The 18,162-nt window shown below is 64.3% G+C and carries 19 protein-coding genes and 1 tRNA gene; 13 read left to right on the top strand and 7 right to left on the bottom strand.

Annotated features, from left to right (window positions below; genetic code table 11):
- Positions 1–20: 20 nt before the first annotated feature.
- Positions 21–1,826 (bottom strand): translation elongation factor 4, encoded by a 1,806-nt coding sequence (lepA, locus tag FPZ08_RS16900; protein ID WP_146291141.1) that lies wholly within the window; start codon positions 1,824–1,826, stop codon positions 21–23.
- Between the two features lie 102 nt (positions 1,827–1,928).
- Between lepA and FPZ08_RS16895 the strand changes: the two genes are divergently transcribed.
- Complete coding sequence (locus FPZ08_RS16895) at positions 1,929–2,807, top strand: extensin-like domain-containing protein (RefSeq protein WP_146291139.1); 879 nt, start codon at positions 1,929–1,931, stop codon at positions 2,805–2,807.
- A gap of 167 nt (positions 2,808–2,974) precedes the next feature.
- Here the strand turns inward: FPZ08_RS16895 and FPZ08_RS16890 are convergent, their stop codons facing one another.
- Together FPZ08_RS16890 and FPZ08_RS22055 are read right to left on the bottom strand one after the other, a co-directional pair.
- On the bottom strand, positions 2,975–3,448 hold the full coding sequence (locus FPZ08_RS16890; RefSeq protein WP_146291137.1) for a hypothetical protein: 474 nt from the start codon (positions 3,446–3,448) through the stop codon (positions 2,975–2,977).
- Between the two features lie 58 nt (positions 3,449–3,506).
- Positions 3,507–3,653 carry a hypothetical protein gene (locus FPZ08_RS22055; protein ID WP_186767057.1) on the bottom strand — a complete coding sequence of 49 codons (147 nt, stop codon included), beginning with the start codon at positions 3,651–3,653 and terminating at the stop codon, positions 3,507–3,509.
- 105 nt (positions 3,654–3,758) lie between these two features.
- On the opposite strand from FPZ08_RS22055, the gene FPZ08_RS16885 reads away from it, so the two are divergent.
- The 5 genes from FPZ08_RS16885 to FPZ08_RS16865 all read left to right on the top strand — a co-directional run bounded on the left by FPZ08_RS16885 (position 3,759) and on the right by FPZ08_RS16865 (position 8,266).
- Entirely contained in the window at positions 3,759–4,670 is a 912-nt protein-coding gene (locus FPZ08_RS16885) for a LysR substrate-binding domain-containing protein (RefSeq protein ID WP_146291135.1), read from the top strand.
- A gap of 357 nt (positions 4,671–5,027) precedes the next feature.
- A complete protein-coding gene (locus FPZ08_RS16880) occupies positions 5,028–5,372 on the top strand; it encodes an ArsR/SmtB family transcription factor (RefSeq protein ID WP_146291133.1) in 345 nt (114 codons plus the stop codon).
- 30 nt (positions 5,373–5,402) lie between these two features.
- The gene (gene arsB, locus FPZ08_RS16875; protein ID WP_146291131.1) at positions 5,403–6,464 is read left to right on the top strand and encodes an ACR3 family arsenite efflux transporter; all 1,062 of its coding nucleotides are present in this window, start codon (positions 5,403–5,405) and stop codon (positions 6,462–6,464) included.
- Positions 6,461–6,874: an arsenate reductase (glutaredoxin) gene (arsC, locus tag FPZ08_RS16870; RefSeq protein ID WP_146291129.1), complete on the top strand. Its 414-nt coding sequence runs from the start codon at positions 6,461–6,463 to the stop codon at positions 6,872–6,874. Before arsB ends, arsC begins: the two co-directional genes overlap by 4 nt.
- Positions 6,875–7,012: 138 nt before the next feature.
- The gene (locus FPZ08_RS16865; protein WP_146291127.1) at positions 7,013–8,266 is read left to right on the top strand and encodes an NAD(P)/FAD-dependent oxidoreductase; all 1,254 of its coding nucleotides are present in this window, start codon (positions 7,013–7,015) and stop codon (positions 8,264–8,266) included.
- Here the strand turns inward: FPZ08_RS16865 and FPZ08_RS16860 are convergent.
- Positions 8,263–11,142, bottom strand: a complete 2,880-nt coding sequence (locus FPZ08_RS16860; protein WP_146291125.1) for an FAD-binding and (Fe-S)-binding domain-containing protein — start codon at positions 11,140–11,142, stop codon at positions 8,263–8,265. The two genes, FPZ08_RS16865 and FPZ08_RS16860, sit on opposite strands and share 4 nt — an antisense overlap.
- A 134-nt stretch (positions 11,143–11,276) precedes the next feature.
- On the opposite strand from FPZ08_RS16860, the gene FPZ08_RS16855 reads away from it, so the two are divergent.
- Positions 11,277–11,678: a DUF1761 domain-containing protein gene (locus FPZ08_RS16855; RefSeq protein ID WP_146291123.1), complete on the top strand. Its 402-nt coding sequence runs from the start codon at positions 11,277–11,279 to the stop codon at positions 11,676–11,678.
- Positions 11,679–11,819: 141 nt separating this feature from the next.
- Here FPZ08_RS16855 and FPZ08_RS16850 read toward each other — a convergent pair whose 3' ends face one another.
- The gene (locus tag FPZ08_RS16850; RefSeq protein ID WP_146291120.1) at positions 11,820–12,554 is read right to left on the bottom strand and encodes a PadR family transcriptional regulator; all 735 of its coding nucleotides are present in this window, start codon (positions 12,552–12,554) and stop codon (positions 11,820–11,822) included.
- A gap of 197 nt (positions 12,555–12,751) precedes the next feature.
- Between FPZ08_RS16850 and FPZ08_RS22670 the strand changes: the two genes are divergently transcribed.
- On the top strand, positions 12,752–12,886 hold the full coding sequence (locus FPZ08_RS22670) for a hypothetical protein (protein ID WP_281285638.1): 135 nt from the start codon (positions 12,752–12,754) through the stop codon (positions 12,884–12,886).
- 22 nt (positions 12,887–12,908) lie between these two features.
- Here FPZ08_RS22670 and FPZ08_RS16845 read toward each other — a convergent pair whose 3' ends face one another.
- On the bottom strand, positions 12,909–13,895 hold the full coding sequence (locus FPZ08_RS16845; protein ID WP_186767056.1) for a complex I NDUFA9 subunit family protein: 987 nt from the start codon (positions 13,893–13,895) through the stop codon (positions 12,909–12,911).
- Between the two features lie 146 nt (positions 13,896–14,041).
- On the opposite strand from FPZ08_RS16845, the gene FPZ08_RS16840 reads away from it, so the two are divergent.
- From FPZ08_RS16840 to FPZ08_RS16820, 5 genes are all read left to right on the top strand, one after another.
- Complete coding sequence (locus tag FPZ08_RS16840) at positions 14,042–14,404, top strand: GFA family protein (RefSeq protein ID WP_146291116.1); 363 nt, start codon at positions 14,042–14,044, stop codon at positions 14,402–14,404.
- A 57-nt stretch (positions 14,405–14,461) separates the two neighbouring features.
- Positions 14,462–14,546 (top strand) — tRNA-Leu (locus tag FPZ08_RS16835).
- 428 nt (positions 14,547–14,974) lie between these two features.
- The gene (metK, locus tag FPZ08_RS16830) at positions 14,975–16,231 is read left to right on the top strand and encodes a methionine adenosyltransferase (RefSeq protein WP_146291114.1); all 1,257 of its coding nucleotides are present in this window, start codon (positions 14,975–14,977) and stop codon (positions 16,229–16,231) included.
- 332 nt (positions 16,232–16,563) lie between these two features.
- Positions 16,564–17,109, top strand: coding sequence for a tRNA (guanosine(46)-N7)-methyltransferase TrmB (trmB, locus tag FPZ08_RS16825; RefSeq protein ID WP_342780189.1), 546 nt, complete (start codon positions 16,564–16,566; stop codon positions 17,107–17,109).
- Positions 17,110–17,219: 110 nt separating this feature from the next.
- Entirely contained in the window at positions 17,220–17,660 is a 441-nt protein-coding gene (locus tag FPZ08_RS16820; protein WP_146291112.1) for a winged helix-turn-helix transcriptional regulator, read from the top strand.
- Here FPZ08_RS16820 and FPZ08_RS16815 read toward each other — a convergent pair.
- On the bottom strand, positions 17,657–17,965 hold the full coding sequence (locus tag FPZ08_RS16815) for a hypothetical protein (RefSeq protein ID WP_146291111.1): 309 nt from the start codon (positions 17,963–17,965) through the stop codon (positions 17,657–17,659). The two genes, FPZ08_RS16820 and FPZ08_RS16815, sit on opposite strands and share 4 nt — an antisense overlap.
- Between the last annotated feature and the right edge of the window lie 197 nt (positions 17,966–18,162).

Here is an 18,162-nt window from a genome sequence, read left to right as displayed (position 1 = left end):
CGTTGCGATGCCACAGGCGCTCAGTCGTCCCCCATCTTCAGCGCCTTGATGAACGCCTCTTGCGGTATTTCCACTGACCCGAACTGACGCATGCGCTTCTTGCCCGCCTTCTGCTTTTCCAGCAGCTTGCGTTTGCGGGTCGCGTCGCCGCCGTAGCATTTTGCCGTCACGTCCTTGCGCATCGCCCGCACGGTCTCTCGGGCGATGATCTTGCCGCCGATGGCGGCCTGGATGGGGATGACGAAGAGGTGGGGCGGGATCAGTTCCTTGAGCTTTTCGCACATGAGGCGGCCGCGGGATTCAGCGACAGTGCGGTGGACCAGCATGGAGAGGGCGTCGACGGGTTCGGCATTGACCAGGATGGAGAGCTTGACCAGGTCGCCGGGGCGGTGGGTGTCCAGCGTATAGTCGAAGCTGGCATAGCCCTTGGAGATGGACTTCAGGCGATCGTAGAAATCGAACACGACTTCGTTGAGCGGCAGATCGTATTCCACCATGGCGCGGGAGCCGACATAGCTCAGGTTGCGCTGGATGCCGCGGCGATCCTGGCAGAGTTTCAGGATCGAGCCGAGATATTCGTCGGGGGTGAGAATGGTCGCCTTGATCCAGGGCTCGCGGATTTCATCGATCTTCATCACATCGGGCAGATCGGCCGGATTGTGCAGCAGGATGGTTTCGCCCGATGTCATCGCGACCTCGTAGACCACCGAAGGGGCGGTGGCGATGAGATCGAGATTGAACTCGCGGCTCAGGCGCTCCTGGATGATTTCGAGATGCAGCAGGCCGAGGAAACCGCAGCGGAAGCCGAAACCCAGGGCAGCCGACGTCTCCATCTCGAAGGAGAAGCTGGCATCGTTCAGCCGCAGCTTGCCCATGGCGGCGCGCAGCTCGTCGAAATCACTGGCATCGACGGGGAAGAGGCCGCAGAACACGACGGGTTGGGCCGGGCGGAAATCGGGCAATGGATTGGTGGTGGGGCGGCGATCATCGGTGATGGTATCGCCGACATTGGTATCGGCCACTTCCTTGATCGAGGCAGTGAAGACGCCCAGCTCGCCCGGCGTCAGCTCCTTGACCTCGACCAGCTTGGGCGTGTTGACGGCGACGCGATCGAGCTCATAGGTGGCGCCCGAGGCCATCATGCGGATGCGCTGGTTCTTCTTCATGGTGCCATCGATGATGCGCACCAGCACGACGACGCCGAGATAGGTATCGTACCAGGAATCGACCAGCAGGGCTTTCAGCGGCGCATCAATATCGCCCTTGGGGGCGGGCAGGCGGTGGACGATGGCTTCGAGCACGGTATCGATGCCCAGGCCCGATTTGGCGGAAATCTCCAGCGCATCGGAGGCATCGAGGCCGATGACGTCCTCGATCTGCTGCTTGACGCGGGGAATATCGGCGGCGGGCAGATCGACCTTGTTGAGGACGGGGACGATTTCGTGATTGGCATCGAGCGCGTGGTAGACATTGGCCAGCGTCTGCGCCTCGACGCCCTGGGAGGCGTCGACCACCAGCAATGAGCCTTCGACGGCGGCCATGGAGCGGGAGACTTCGTAGGCGAAGTCGACGTGGCCGGGCGTGTCGATGAGGTTGAGGATATAGGTCTCGCCATCCTGGGCCTTGTAGGTCAGCCGGACGGTCTGGGCCTTGATGGTGATGCCGCGCTCGCGCTCGATATCCATGGAATCGAGCACCTGCTCCTTCATCTCACGGAGCTCCAGCCCGCCGGTCATCTGGATGAGGCGGTCGGCCAGGGTGGATTTGCCATGGTCGATATGGGCGACGATGGAGAAATTGCGGATGCGGGAAAGCGGCGTTGTCATAAGCGCGCTGATAGCAGAAGCGCGGGGGGCGAGAAAGATGGTTTAGCGCAGGTTAACAGCGGTTGAGCGGTGCCTTTTGCATGGCTCGCGCGTTAGGAGGGCATGCGCACCCAATTTCGACTGCTGATCGCCCTGCCCCTGCTGATGGTCGCCCCCGCTGCGGGGCAGGACCTGCTGGGACCCCTGCAGAATTTCGTGGACACGCTGACCGAGCGGCCGGCGACGCCTCGCCCGGCACCGGAAGCGGAGCCGGCAACGCCCCCGCCGGTGCCACGGCCAAGGCCGCCCAGCCTGCCCGATGAGCCTGTGGTGGAGACACCGCGGCCGCCGATTAGTGCGCCGGAGGTGGCGGCGGAGCCAGAGGAGGAGGCCCCTGCCCCCGAGCCGGTTGCTGAGCCGGAGCCTGAGCCCGTGCCCGACCGGGTCTATCAGGTGGCGTGTCCGGCTGTGATCATGGGGCTGGTGGAGGCCGAGATGGCGCCGCCGCTGCGCGAGGGGATATGCGGGGAGCAATCGCCGCTTGTCGTGACCGGGGTGATGAGCCGGGGGCGGATGGTGCCATTATCCAGCCCCATCACCACCAATTGCCAGATGGCGAGCGCCCTGCCCCGCTGGGTCGAGACGGTGGACGGCTATGCCGAGGCCGTGCTGGGCAGCGCGGTGGCCGAGATCGGGGCGGGCACCGGCTATATGTGCCGCAACCGGAACAATGCCGAGGCCGGGTTTACCTCCGAGCATGGCTTTGCCAATGCGGTTGATGTGACCGGGTTTACGCTGGAAGACGGGCGGAGCATTGCGGTGGAGGCTGACTGGCTGCCGGCGGCAGAGCCGGAGGGACGGCTGCTGCGGCTGGCACATGACGCGGCGTGTGCGGGATTCAGCACCGTGCTGGGGCCGGAGGCGAATGCGGACCACAAAGATCATCTGCATCTGGACCTGGGGTGCCATGGGGCCAGTTGTACGGCGCGGATTTGCGAGTGAGCTCCCTTCTCCCCTTGCGGGAGAAGGTGCCCGAAGGGGCGGATGAGGGGGTAGCGCTATCCGCTGGCATTGAAGCATGGGCGGGCGCAGGACCCCTCACCCGGTTTTCCGCTGGACGCGGAAAACCACCCTCTCCCGCAAGGGGAGAGGGGCACTCCACTCTTGGCTTACTGAGCCGGCGCTGCCGGGGTGTCGGTGGTGACGGTGCCGGCTGGTGGGGCGGTGGGGGTGGGGGCTGGGGTGGCGGTGCCGGCGTCGGTGTAGATGGCGGTTACGGCGTCGACGCCGCGGCGGTCTTCGCTGCCTTCGGCACAGTCGGGCGTGGTCTTTTCGACATCGGCCTTGACCTGGGCATAGGCGGTTTCGGCGGTGGCCGGGTCCATGCCCAGAGAGGTTTCGAGGCGCTTGCGGTCAGCATCCATGCCGGCGGTGACGTCGGGCTCGATGGCGATGGCGCAGATATCGATGACCGCCAGCGTGGCATAGAAGCCGGTCAGCATATTGGCCTGCTTGGGCGTGGTGTTGAGCGTGGCGGCGGGATCGATGACGATGTCTGATGTCGCGGGGGGCGCGATTTCCTGCGCGGCTGAGGTGCCGAGCGTAAGGGCGAGGGCGGCAAACACGGCGAGCGGACGGATCATCGGGGGCTCCTTGAAGGGCGGGTCTTGGTTACCCTCCTTCAAAGGCCCGATTATGGCTTCAGCACGGCGCGCGATCGCAGACCGGGTGATGAGACGGCAGATCGGCCCAATCATGCAGGCTCATGCTTTCAGGGTCGACCGGTGTGCTCGATGTCGCGAACAGGCCGGCAAAGAGGCGGTGGATTTGGGTGAGAAGACTGGACATTTTGTGACCTCCTTTCAGGTCGCGATAGTTACGATGGCTGATATTTGCGCCTTGCGGGCGGCGATCGCAATGGACAAGGTCGCCGGCCGAGTATAGAAAAACTATATGGCAAACCCCTTCCCCATTCCGCTCAATGCGCTGCGCGCCATCGAAATCGTGGCGCGGCGGGGCGCGCTGGCACCGGCCGCCGAGGAACTGGGCGTGACCATCGGCGCGGTGAGCCAGCATTTGCGGCGGGCCGAGGAGCGGCTGGGCATGGCGCTGTTCGAGCGCACGCCGGCCGGCTTGCGGCCGCTGCCGGCGCTGAAGGCGGCATTGCCGCAGCTGACCTCAGGTTTTGCGGCTTTGCAGGACGGGCTGGCGGGGTTGCGGGGCAGCGACGAGGGCGTGCTGAACCTGACGGTGGGCAGCGTTTTCGCCTCGCGCTGGCTGATCTGGCGCATCCACAAATTCACCGCTGAAAACCCCGATATCGAAATGCGGCTCAATGTGACCGCGGCCATGCTGGATCTGAGCCGGCCCGATGTGGATTGCGGCATCCGCTATGGGCATGGGCATTGGCCGGGGGTGAATGCCGAACTGATCGGCGGGACGGCGTATCAGCCGGTCTGTGCGCCGCCGGTGGCCAGGCGGCTGAAACAGCCTGCGGACCTGGCGCAGGTGCCTGTGATCCAGGATGAAACCACCATGCTGAGCTGGGATGCGTGGCGGGCCGAAGTGGGACTCGACCCTGCGATCCAGTTGAGCGGGCCGGTCTATTCGGATGCGTCGCTGGCGTTCGATGCGGCGATTTCCGAACAGGGCGTACTGATGGCGGCCGACATGATGAGCGTCGACGCGGTCAGCGACGGACGGCTGGTACGGCCGTTTGACCATGCCGTGGAAGGGCCGCAGGGTTATTGGCTGGTTACGGCCAAAGGGCGGCGGGAAAGCCGGAAATTGCGGGCATTTCGCGAATGGCTGAAACAGGAAGTGCCGGCCAGCGTGCGCGGCTATGTGTATCAGAGCCGGGGGTGAGGGAGAGGCATCGGGGCTTTGGCGGGCAGCGAATTTGCTGAAATCCCGACACCCCCACCCTCACTCCCTCCCCACAAGGGGGAGGGAAGCCTGTCCGGTGGATGGGCGAGATGTTGCCTCCCCCTTCTCCCCTCGGGGAAGAGGGCGGATGAGGGGGGCGCCGAGTCATCCAATGGCACTGACGCATGGGATGACGCAGCCCCCTCACCCGGAAACCCGCTGAACGCGGATTTCCACCCTCTCCCACGAGGGGCGAGGGTGGCTCCACTCGTGGGCACGATCCGGCCAAACCATTAGAAGACAAATAAACTGTCGGCGGTCGTTGACGTCTTTCTATAATTCGATATATCTCGATATATGGAATCAAATGACGCCATTGCCGTGTTTTCCGCCCTGTCGCAGCCGACGCGGCTGGCGGTGTTTCGGCTGCTGATGGAGCATGAGCCGGCGGGATTGCCGGCGGGCGATATCGCCGGGGCGATGGCTGTGCCGCAGAATACGATGTCGAGCCATCTGGCCATTCTGAGCCGGGCCGGGCTGATCGCGGCAGAACGGAACGGACGCAGCATTCTCTACCGGGCCGAGCTGGACCGGGTGCGCGAGATTGCCAGCTTCCTGGTGCAGGATTGCTGCGGGGGAAAGCCCGCGCTCTGCGAGCCGCTGGTTGCCGAGCTGACGCCGTGCTGCCGCCCGACCGACTAAGCCCCTGTTCTCTCCGGAATTTTCTAGCCCATGTCCATCTTCGAACGCTACCTGACCCTTTGGGTTGCGATCTGCATCGTGCTCGGCATCGCCGCTGGCCATTTTGTCCCCGGCTTCTTCCAGGGGCTGGGCGCGCTCGAATATGCCAAGGTCAACATGCCCATGGCGATGCTCATCTGGCTGATGATCATTCCCATGTTGGTCCGCATCGACTTCATGAGCCTGCGCCAGGTTGGCGCCTATTGGCGCGGCATCGGCGTTACCGTCTTCATCAACTGGGCCATCAAACCATTTTCCATGGCTCTGCTGGGCTGGCTTTTCGTGGGCTGGCTGTTTCGACCGCTGCTGCCCGAGATGCAGATCGACAGCTACATTGCCGGCCTGATCATCCTGGCGGCGGCGCCCTGCACCGCGATGGTGTTTGTCTGGTCGAACCTGGTCAAGGGCGAGCCGCACTTTACGCTGTCGCAGGTGGCGCTGAATGACGCCATCATGGTCATCGCCTTCGCGCCAATCGTCGGCCTGCTGTTGGGCCTGTCCGCCATTGTAGTGCCGTGGGATACGCTGCTGCTGTCGGTCGGCCTCTACATCGTGGTTCCAGTGGTTGCGGCCCAAGTCTGCCGGCGTTGGCTACTCGCCACTGGTGGCATAGACGCAATGAACCGTGTGCTTGCCGTCCTGCAGCCGATCTCGATCGCAGCCCTCCTGCTGACCCTGGTGATGCTGTTCGGCTTCCAGGGCGAGCAGATTATCGCACAGCCGACGATCATCCTGTTGCTGGCGGTGCCGATCCTGATCCAGGTCTATTTCAACGCCGGCATGGCATACCTGCTTAATCGGGCCTCAGGCGAGCAACACTGCGTCGCTGGCCCTTCGGCACTGATCGGCGCCTCGAACTTTTTTGAGCTGGCAGTGGCTGCAGCCATCGCCCTGTTCGGTTTCAACTCGGGCGCAGCGCTTGCAACGGTCGTGGGCGTGCTGGTCGAGGTACCAGTGATGTTGTCGGTGGTCTGGATCGTGAACCGAAGCAAGGAATGGTACGACAATGGCGCCGCCGTGCGTCGCAACACGAAATCAAGGGCAGCGGAATGAGTGTCACCATCTATCACAATCCCGATTGCGGCACGTCGCGGAATACGCTGGCCATGATCCGGCAATCGGGGGTGGAACCCCAGGTGATCGAATATCTCAAGACACCGCCGGGGCGGGAGCGGATATTGGAACTGGTGGCGGCGGCCGGGCTGACTTTGCGGCAGGCGCTGCGGCAGAAGGATACGCCCTATGCGGCTTTGGGGCTGGACGACCCGGCCCTGGATGACGCGGCTTTGCTCGATGCTATCGCAGCCCACCCGATATTGCTGCAAAGGCCCTTTGTGGTGACGCCGAAGGGCGTGCGGCTGTGCCGGCCGAGCGAAGTGGTGCTGGAGGTCCTGGAGAATCCGGATATCGGGCGGTTCGTCAAGGAAGATGGCGAAGTGCTTGATGGCCGGCAGGCCTTCTAGCCGGATTTTATTGCGCAGAAGCGCTATTTCTCTGAATGTTGTTGCATGGATGGCAGGCCGCCTTGCCACGATTGCAGGAAACTGGCGGCGGGGGCGTGGTAGCATCACGCTGACTGGGTACGGTTTTGAGGGGCCGAAATGGACGACGTCATCATTCTGGGGGCGGGAATTGTCGGGGTGGCGACGGGGATATACCTGTTGCGGCGCGGGCGGAGCGTCACGCTGATCGACAAGAACGAGCCGGGACGCGAGACCAGTTTCGGCAATGCCGGTATTATCCAGCGCGAGGGCGTGCGGCCGCATGCCTTTCCGCGCGATCTCGCCATGCTGATGCAGGTGGGGCTGCATCTGAGCACCGCGGCGCGCTATGAGCCGCTGGCGCTGCCACGGCTGGCCCCGGCTCTGCTGCGCTATTGGTGGGAATCCTCGCCCGAGCATTATCGCAAAGTGGTGCAGAGCTATGCGCCGCTGATCGGCCGCTCGATCATGACCCATGCCGACCTGATGGCGCAGGCGGGGCCCGAGGCCGAGGCGCTGGTGCAGAAAAGCGGCTGGCTGCTGGCGTTTCGCAGCGATGCGGGGCTGCGCCGGGAAGCGGCAAAGGCGCAGCAGGACCATGACCAGTTCGGCATTTCGCACAAGGTGGTGGAATGGCCCGAGCTCAAGGCGATGGAGCCATCGCTCAAGGGCGGGCTGGCGGGGGCCATTCACTGGACCGATCCGTGGACGGTGAGCGACCCCGGGGCGCTGGTGAGTGAATATTTCAAGCTGTTCCAGCGGTTGGGCGGGACATTCGTGTCCGGCGCGGCTGGTAGCCTGGTGCAGGATGGGGATGGCTGGACGGCCGAGGTGGGCGGGGCGCGCCATAGCGGCAAGCAAGCGGTGATCGCGCTGGGGCCGTGGGCGCCCGATGTGCTCGACAAGCTGGGCTATCGGCTGCCGCTGTTCGTCAAGCGCGGCTATCACATGCATTACGACGCCGAACACGGCGCCAAGCTCAATCACGTGCTGCTCGATCCCGAAGTGGGTTATGCGCTGGCGCCGATGGCGCGCGGCATCCGCCTCACCACCGGGGCGGAATTTGCCATGCGCGATGCGCCGCCCACGCCCGTCCAGCTCGGGCGGGCCGAAAAGGCGGCGCATGAATTGCTCGATCTGGGGGCAAGGCTCGACCCCCAGCCGTGGAAAGGCGCGCGGCCGTGTACGCCGGACATGATGCCCATAATCGGCAAGGCGCCGCGGCATGAGGGACTGTTCGTGGGCATCGGCCACGCCCATCATGGCTTCACGCTCGGACCGGCGACCGGCGAATTGCTGGCGCAGACCATGACCGGGGAGGCCCCGGTCATCGATATCAAGCCGTTCCGGATGGAGCGGTTTCTCGGCGGTTAGGGCCGGCTGGCCCATTCGAGCAGGCTGGCCAGCCCGACGAAGGGCAGGCCGGCATGTTCGCTGAGGCCCGAGGCGCAGGTGGAGACCGTCGAAACGCCCAGGGTGCAGCCTTCCGGGATGTCCTGCTTGGCGAAGCGGGTGGCGTGGGCGTTGAGTTCGGGGAAGAACAGGCCCTTGTCGCCGGCATAGCCGCAGCAGGTGACCGAGGAGAGCACCGCGATCTCGTCGGCGCAGGCGCGGGCGAGGGCCTCGGTCATCGGCTGTTCGGCGAGGCGCTGGGCCGAGCAATTGTGATGCACGGCGACCACGGGCAGTTTTTGCGTGATGGTGAGGCGCGGCAGCACCTGGCTGAGCAGGAATTGCGCGGAATCGAGCACCGGGGCATCGCCGGGGAATTCGCGTAAGTGCTTGGCGCAGGTCGAGGCATCGGTGACGACGGAGAGGCGGCCGGCATCGGACAAAGCCGATAGGTTGCGCTTCAATTCACCGCCGACTGAAGCGGCCTGTTCGGGAAAGCCCTTGGACTGGAAGGGCTGGCCGCAGCATTGGCCATTGAGATGGTCGGGCATAATCACATCGAAGCCGGCGCGCTCGAGCAGAGCCAGCATGGCATCGGGCACGGATAGCAAGTCGTGCTGGCTTTTCGGGGCGCCGAACATGCGGGTGGCGCAGCTGGGGAAATAGACGATGGACTGCTGGCCGGTCTGGTGGCTGGTTTTGGCGCGGGGGGCGCCGGGGCCGTGATGCAGGCTCCGCGACACGCGGGGTATGCGGTCGCCGGTGAGGCGGCGGGCGGTGTCGGTGATGGCTTCGACGGCGGGAGCTGGGATGACTGTTCGGGCCGCATCGGCCAGGGCGACGCCGCCGCGCATCATGGATTCCACGGCACCGCGGTGATCGGCGGCGAAGCCGGCGACGGAGCGGGCGGTGGCGCCGCGCCTTTGGCTGCGCTGGCCGATGATCATTGTGCCGGTTTCGATGCCGACCGGGCAGCGCAAAGAGCAGAGATTGCAGGCGGCGCAGGTGTCGAGGCCGGCATATTGGAAATCGTCATCGAGCCGCTTGAGCCGGGCGGGGTCTTCGCCGCTGGCGCGCAGGCGTTCGCGCTCGCGGGTGACGGCGATGCGCTGGCGCGGCGACAGGGTCATCTGGTGGCTGGGGCAGGCCGGCTCGCAGAAGCCGCATTCGATGCAGAGATCGACCAGCTCGTCGGCCAGCGGCATGAGCTTGAGATGCTTGACGTGGATCTTGTCGTCCGGATTGAGCAGCACGCCGGGATTGAGCAGGAATTCGGGATCGAAGAGATGCTTGATGGTGTGCATCAGGGCATAGGCCTTGGCGCCCCATTCGGCCTCGACAAAGGGGGCGATGGCGCGGCCGGTGCCGTGTTCGGCCTTGAGCGAGCCGCCATATTGCACCGAGACGAGATCGCTCAGGGCCTTGGAGAAGGCGTCGAACTTTTCGGCCGAGCCGGGCTTGGAGAAATCGTCGCCCATCTGGAAGTGGAGATTGCCCGCCAAAGCATGGCCGAAGATCACCGCATCCTCATAGCCGTGTGCGTCGAGCATGGCGCGCAGGTCGACGACGAAATCGGCCAGGCGCTCGATGGGGGCGGCGACGTCTTCGGTCAGCATGATGCTGCCCTTGGGGCGGGCGGCGCCGGCCGAGGCGAAGAAGCCCTTGCGGATATCCCACAGGGCGTGGCTGCGGACTTCGTCGGTGGAGAAATCGACCTGGGTGGCGCCGTGGCGGGTCAGCAAGTCCACCGCCTTGGCGACTTCGGCCTCGAGCGTGGTCGCATCGGGGGCGGTGACGTCGATCAGCACGGCGGGGGAATTTTCGCTGAGCCAGGGCAGGAGCGGCGCCATGGGCGGCAGGTGTTCGACCGTAGCCAGAGCGCGGCGCTCGATATATTCGGCGGCGGTGACGCCCGTCGTCACCTGCAGGCCACCATTGGCCATTTCGATAATGGCGCGGCCAGCCGATTGCGGATCGGGGAAAGGCACCAGGGCCGTGGACTTGAACGGATGCTCGGGCACGGTGTTGTAGGTGACTTCGGAGACGAAGCCGAGCGTGCCTTCGGAGCCCACCATGAGGTGGATGAGGATATCGAGCGGGTCGTGATAATCGACCAGCGCATTGAGCGAATAGCCGACCGTGTTCTTGATGCGGTATTTGTGGCGGATCAGGGCGACCAGCTCGGGATCGGCCATCACTTCATGATGCAGCTGGTGCAGCCCGTCCAGCATGGCGGCATGGCTCTTGCGGAAGGTGTCGCGGCTGGCGGCATCGCCTGAATCGAGCATGGTGCCGTCGGTCAGCACGATGCGCAGGCGGGCCATGGTGTGATAGGTGTTCTGCGTCACGCCGCAGCACATGCCGGAGGAATTGTTGTTGACCACGCCGCCGATCTTGCAGGTGGCCTGGCTGGCCGGATCGGGGCCGATCTTGCGATCGAAGGGCTTCAAGGCGCGGTTGGCATTGGCGACGATGATGGCGGGGCCCAGCGTGATCTGTTCGGCGCCGGGATGGATGTCGAGCTTGCGCCAGCCATCGCCCAAGACAGCCAGGACACCATCGGTGACGGCCTGGCCTGACAGGGACGTTCCCGCCGCCCTGAACGTGATGGGCAGGCCTTCGGCGCGGGCCGCCGCCATGACGGCGCGGACTTCGTCCTCGGTGTTGATGAAGACGACCACCGATGGAATCAGCCGGTAGGAGCTGGCATCCCCGCTCCAGGCATAGGTCATCAGCGGATCGGTATGGATGCGTCCGCGCACCTGCCCCTTGAGTCGGGCGGCGACGCGCTCACCGGCGGCCTGGCGGTCGGATGGAGAGGGTTGGACGGGATTCGGGGCGATGACGGCTTGCTGCATGGCCCAGCACTAACATGTTAGTTTGAGGCTGCGAAGGGCCTTGTCAGTGACAGCGGGCAGGGATTTGCTGGCCGGGTGGCGCCGGACTGCCGGACTGACCCGACGGCGGCGCCGGGCAAGGGGAGGACAGGACAATGCCCGAGGTCAACTGGCTGGCGGTGATTGCCGCGGCGCTTTCGATGTTCGTGATCGGCGGGGTGTGGTATTCGCCGCTGCTGTTCGACAAGGCCTGGCGGCGGGCCGCCAATCTCAGCGATGAAGATGTGGCGCGGGGCAATCCGCCGGTCATTTTCGGCCTGGCTTTCGTACTCTGCCTGATCATGGCGGCCAACTTGGCGTTTTTCGTCGCCGGGCCGGAGGTCACTTTGGGCTTTGCCGTTGGGGCGGCCGTGGCGGCGGGGCTGGGATGGGCGGCGCTGAGTGTGGGCGTGCTGACGCTGTTCGAGCGGCGGCCGCTGAGTTATTTCCTGATCAATGGCGGTTATCTCACCATCGGCTTTGCCGTGATGGGACTGATCCTGGGGCTCTGGCGCTAGGAAGGGCTCGGAGCCCCCTCATCCGCCCTTCGGGCACCTTCTCCCACGAGGGGAGAAGGGGAAGGCGCCAGCCCGAAAGCCGGTGTTCAGCGGCTCCCTCCCGACCAGGGGAGAGAGCCATAAGGCGGGATTATTTTCCCGTCAGATATCGACGTCGTCATCGCCCAGGGCGTCGATCTCGGCGGCGGCGCGCTTGAGGATGTCGGCAGCGGCACGCTGCTGATCCTCGGAGCCCCTGCGGGTCTTCTTGATCGCGGCCTTGAGGTCGCGGCGGGCTTCGTTGAGTTCGGGCACGACGCCCTTGAGATCGCGGTCGGCGCGGGGCTCGTCACGCGGACCCCAGCCGGGGCCGTGGCCGCGATGGGGCGGACGGTTGCCGAAATCGGGGCCGTCCTCGCGGTTGAAGGGCCAGTCGGCGCGGGCGAATTCGCGGAAGCGGTTCATCTGTTCACCGGCCTTGGCGAGGAAAGCCAAAGTCGATTCGATGGCTTCCCGGTTATCGGCCAGATGGGTCCGGCCCTCGTCGGTGATGGTATAGAGCTTCTTGTTGCCATCGGCTTCCGAAGTGACGTAGCCGGCCTCTTCGAGGAAGGTCAGCGCCGGATAGACGATGCCGGGGCTCGGCGTGTAGAAGCCGGCCGATTTTTCCTCGACGGCCTTGATCAGGTCATAGCCGTGGCGCGGCTGCTGCTCGATCAGGAAGAGCGCCACGAGCCGCAAATCGCCCGAAGCGAGCATGCGCCCGACGCGCAGATTGCCGGCCATATTGCCCCAGCCTTCGCCTTCCATGCCTGAGGCAAAACGGCCCCAGCCGCGGCGGGCCATGGCTTCCATGCGGCGCCAATTGGGTTCGCCGTTTCTCCAATATCCATTCATGATGGGTCTCCGATATATCTTGTGTTCCATTGACGCTGAATATCGGCGCGGTTTGTGGCTGTTTCAAGATATATCTTACGATAGTTTTTTGAGGCGCCAAACCGGCGCGCCCGGGCGGCGATCCGCAATGGGGTGAGGCAACAAAATCCCCTGCCCGGCGTTTCCCTTCTGGCGGATTTCGTCCGGAGGAGGAGACGATGCTCAATTCCAAGCCAAAACCCGACCCGCGCGACACGAAAAAGCCCGGAAAGCCGAAAGGCCTGCCCGGGCTGTTGATCTATGGTGCGCTGACGATATTGGGCGGTCTTGCCCTGGTGGTCGTGGCCGAATAGCGGGGCCGGAGGCCCCGAGACGTCAGAGAATCGGCGCCGGCGCGTTGTCGCGGTCGAACTGGCCGTGCCTGCGGTAGCGATACATATAGGTCGGCAGGATGGTATCCATCGCGGTCGGCTTGATGCCGAAAGCGGCAAAGGTCCGCTTGTCCTTGCTGGCCGCGTCGGAAACGACATTGTCGACGCCGAGCAGGTCCACCTGATCCGATGTCAGCAGCGGCGGGAAGGGCAGGATGGCAAAGGGCAGCGCCATGAGCTTGGCGAGCCCCGATGGCAGCGGCAGCACGGGGCGGTTGCGACCGGCCTCGCGCTGGATGCGGGCCAGCAATTCGCGATGCGTCTCGACCTGCGGCCCGCCCAGTTCATAGATGCGGCCGGTTTTGACGCCCCCTTCGGCGGCATGGGCGAAGGCTTCGGCGACATCGCCGACATAGGCGGGCTGGAAGCTGGTGTCGCCGGAGATTAGCGGCAGCACCGGGAAGAGGCGCGACAGCGCCCCCATGAGATTGAAGAAGCCATCGCCCTGCCCGAACAGGATCGAGGGCCGCATGATGATGGCATTGGGGAAGGCCTTGAGCACGGCGGCTTCGCCGGCCAGCTTGCTGGCGGCATAGGCGCTGACCTCGGCTGCACGGTCGACGCCCAGGGCCGACATATGCACGAGGGTGGAAACGCCGGCAGCCCTGGCGGCCTCGGCCACATGGCCGGCGCCGGCAACATGCACCGCATCGAATGTCTGCGCGCCGCGCGAAAAACCGACGCCCACCAGGTTGATGACGATATCGGCATTGGCCACTGCGCGCTGCACGGAGGCCGCATTGCGGATATTGGCCTGGATGGGCTGGACCTGCCCGACGCTGCCGAACATCTTGACGGGACCGGCCAGATCGGGCCGGCGCACGGCGACGCGAATGCGATGGCCGTTTTTGGCCAGCAATTGCACGATCTGGGTACCGACAAAGCCCGAACCGCCAAAAATGGTGACGAGTCTGGGTTCAATTCTGTCCATCTGGAGGCTCCGGCAACACGGCATTCACTGCTTTGCCGCTTCTAGCCCATGGCCGCCGCCGCTGTCGAGGGCCGGGGCGGGAAACGACTTGACTCAGGCGCGCAATTGTTCTTGGTTCGTTCCAAACGACAGAGGAGAGGCGAACAATGCCCGAAAGCAAGACCTATCACGGCCAATGCCATTGCGGCGCCGTGCAATATGACGTCGTCACCGATCTCGGTTCGATGGGCGACTGCAACTGTTCGCGCTGCCGCCGGCTGGGCTGGGTGCTGCAATCGGCCCCGGCCAGCCAGTTCACCCTGACCAGCGGGGCAGATAACCTCACCACCTATCGGTTCAATACCGAAAATATCGAGCATCAGTTCTGCAAGACCTGCGGCGTCGAGAGCTTTGCGCGCGGCCGCGACGGAAAGGGCACCGAGACGGTGATGGTCAATGTGAACTGCCTCGAGCCGCCCGTGGCGGTGGACCGCAGCACCATCAAGCACTGGGATGGGGCAAACTGGTGAGCCCGGCAACAATCCCGGTTGACATCGCCCGGCGCTGCCCCTAGTTACACCGCGCTTGCCCAGATGGCGGAATTGGTAGACGCGCACGGTTCAGGTCCGTGTACCGCAAGGTGTGGAAGTTCGAGTCTTCTTCTGGGCACCAAGTTTTGAGACCCCGGTCACGACTGACGTCGTGGCCGGGGTCTTTTGGTTTTTTGGCCTTACTTGTGGGCGCGCGAGAGGGCTCTGCACTGGCGACGCCCAACCACGATGTCATCCCGGCCTTGAGCCGGGATCCATCCTGAGATCGCACCACAACCGCAAGGTGGATCACGTTTCCATCGAGCAAGCCCAGCCATCTCAGGATGGGTCCCCGCTTTCGCGGGGATGACACCGTGGTTGGGGGAAGCGCGTGGCCCCCAACCGCTTGCCGGGCGACGATCCCGCCCGCACCAAACCATGCTCCAAAAAGCCGCGTGGAGGCATAAAGCTTTCTTTATATCCCGCTTGACCGCGACGGCTCAGGGTGTCACAAACACCCCCGGAATGGCTCATTTTGAGCGCTTTTTGACAGATTCAGGGGATTTTCGGTTGGCGCGGTCTTCTTATCTCTTCACTTCCGAATCGGTTTCCGAGGGGCACCCGGACAAGGTGTGCGACCGGATTTCCGACGAAATTGTCGACCTGGTGTTCCGTGAGGCCAAGAAGACCGGCATGGATCCCAGCCAGGTGCGCATTGCCTGCGAGACCCTGGCCACGACCAACCGCGTGATCATCGCCGGCGAGGTCCGCGTGCCCGATTCCCTGCTCAAGAAGGGCAAGGATGGCGAAGTGCTGCGCGATGCGGCCGGCCATCCGGTGGTGAACCCTTCCAAATTCAAGTCGGCGGCGCGCAAGGCGATCCGCTCCATCGGCTATGAGCAGGCCGGCTTCCACTGGAAGACCTGCCGGATCGATGTGTTGCTGCATGGCCAGTCGGCCGATATCGCGCAGGGCGTGGACGAAGCGGGCAACAAGGATGTGGGCGCGGGCGACCAGGGCATCATGTTCGGCTATGCCAGCCGCGAAACGCCCGAATTGCTGCCGGCGCCGATCTATTATGCGCACAAGATCCTCGAAACGCTGACCATTGCCCGCAAGGCCAATAGCAGCCCGGCCGGCAAGCTCGGCCCCGATGCCAAGAGCCAGGTGACGGTGCGCTACGAGGATGGCAAGCCGGTGGGCGTGACCCAGATCGTGCTGTCGACCCAGCACCTGGACGAAACGCTGACCTCGGCCGATGTGCGCAAAATCGTCGAGCCCTATATTCGCGAAGCGCTGCCGGAAGGTTGGATCGACGCGAGCACGGTGTGGCACATCAACCCGACCGGCAAATTCGTGGTCGGCGGCCCCGATGGCGATGCGGGCCTGACCGGCCGCAAGATCATCGTGGATACCTATGGCGGCGCGGCCCCGCATGGCGGCGGCGCCTTTTCGGGCAAGGACCCGACCAAGGTCGACCGCTCGGCGGCCTATGCGGCGCGCTACTTGGCCAAGAATGTGGTGGCGGCTGGCCTGGCCGATCGCGCCACGATCCAGCTCAGCTATGCGATCGGGGTGGCGCAGCCGCTGTCGATCTATGTCGACCTGCACGGCACCGGCAAGGTCGAGGAAGCGGTGGTGGAAACGGCGCTCGGCAAGGTGATGGACCTGACCCCGCGCGGCATCCGCACCCATCTCGACCTCAACAAGCCCATCTATGCCAAGACCAGCGCCTATGGCCATTTCGGCCGCAAGGCCGGCCGCGACGGCAGCTTCTCGTGGGAAAAGACTGACCTGGTCGGGGCGCTCAAGGCCGCGGTGAAGTAGGCGCAAGCCTGTTCCCACCCACAACGCCTCCCCCGGACTTGCTCCCGGGGGTCTTTCGTCGCGTGTGTCGGGCTGATAGTGACCCGCGGATCAAGTCCGCGGGAAGCGCCGGTGGGGAATGGCTATCGTGCCCCAGTATCCGACGCGTTTATCGAGCGCTGTAGCCATGACCAAGCCAGACCATCAATTGCCCAAGACCCGCTCCGGAGAGCCGCGTGCCTTTTTCGGGCGGCGGTCGGGCAAGAAACTGCATGGCGGGCAGCAGGCGGTGTTCGACGCCACCCTGCCGGAACTGGAGATCAAGCTGAGCGGCAGGCCTCGAGCCGCAGGCGCTGTTTCCCGATGCGGAGCAGATCATCATCGAGATCGGCTATGGCGGGGGCGAGCACCTAGCGCTGGAAGCCGGGCGGCACCCTGAGACGGGCTATATCGGCTGCGAGGTGTTTACCGGCGGCATCGGCAAGATGGTGCAGACCATTGCTGCGGAAGGCCTCAGCAATATCAGGCTGTTTACCGACGATGCGCTGAAGCTCCTGATGGAACTGCCCGACGCCTCGGTGGACGAGGTCTACCTGCTCTATCCCGATCCATGGCCCAAGACGCGGCACCACAAAAGGCGCTTCGTTTCGCCCACGACGCTGGGCGAGCTGGCGCGGGTGATAAGGCCGGGCGGGGTGTTCCACTTTGCCAGCGATATCGAGGATTATGCCAACTGGACATTGGCCCATGTGGTGCGGGCACCGGAATTCCGCTTTGCCCCGGAAAAGCCCGGTGGCTGGCACGAGCCCTATCCCGGCTGGGAGGCGACGCGCTATGAGCAGAAGGCGCGCCGCGAGGGGCGGCTGATCAGCTTTTATTTCAGCTTCACGCGGGTTTAGTCACTGCGATTGATCGCAGTCATGTCAAAGTTTAATGGCGCTGCGCACTGGAAGCGCCGCAATCACGCCCCATATGCGAAACTCGATTCCTGAAATTTTCGAGGCTCGCCATGTCCGCCCTTTCCGCAAGTTTCCAGCATGATGACGAGATGCTGGTGGTGCGGCCGGGCAAATGGACGCTGACCATTGTGACGCTGCTGCGCGAGCAGACCTTGCGCTTCAACGAGCTCAAGCGCCATGCCGGCGGCATTTCGCAGAAGACGCTGACCATCACCTTGCGGGAGCTCGAGCGGGACGGTTTCGTGACCCGCACCATGTTCGCGACCATTCCGCCGCGCGTCGATTACGAATTGACCGATCTCGGGCGCGAATTGCTGGAACTGGCCGATAGCTGGCGGGTGTTCGCCGGCCGCAACCGGGCGCAGGTGGAGGCGGCACGGGAGCGCTTCGACGCCACGGGGGCGAACCGGCCATCCGCCTCATCCACGGCGAATAGCAGTTCGGATTACGGGCACCGCCGGCGAGCCGGCGGCGCCGTGGGCGGCGATTAGAGCAGAACCTGCTCCAGCGAACCCGGCTTGTAGAACTGCATGGTCTGGGTGCCGTCATCGAGCGTGACATAGGCACGGATCAGGCCGCTCCAGTCTTCGACGGCCGTGGCATTGACGCCCTGCTGCTGGAGCTGGGCGAGGATAGAATCGGCCATGAAGGCGCGCATTTCGGGCGTACCGCCACCGAAGACGGTATCGACACCGCTTTCGGATTCAACCACCGGCGCCGCAGCGGCGAAGGTGGGGACAGCAATGCCGGCCAGCGAGGCAGCGGCAACCAAAGCAACAATCGTGTTCTTGACCATTTGAGGGTCTCCTTTTGTTTGACCCAACGGAAATGATCGTGCTTGGGTTCGCTCTCAAGAGACGATTTTGTAGAATTTTGCTCTTGAAGTCCGGCCAATCGTGGCGAAGGTTTTGTGAGGGAAATCAAGGCGTTTCGGGGCGCCTCGGTTTCCCAGGCGATACCGCGTTTCCCTCGGGCGACCCAAGCTGTCGCGGG

It is taken from the genome of Devosia ginsengisoli, from assembly GCF_007859655.1.
GTDB lineage: Bacteria > Pseudomonadota > Alphaproteobacteria > Rhizobiales > Devosiaceae > Devosia > Devosia ginsengisoli.
Note: the sequence above shows the minus strand (reverse complement) of the source record. Positions and strands in the feature narration are given on the sequence as shown.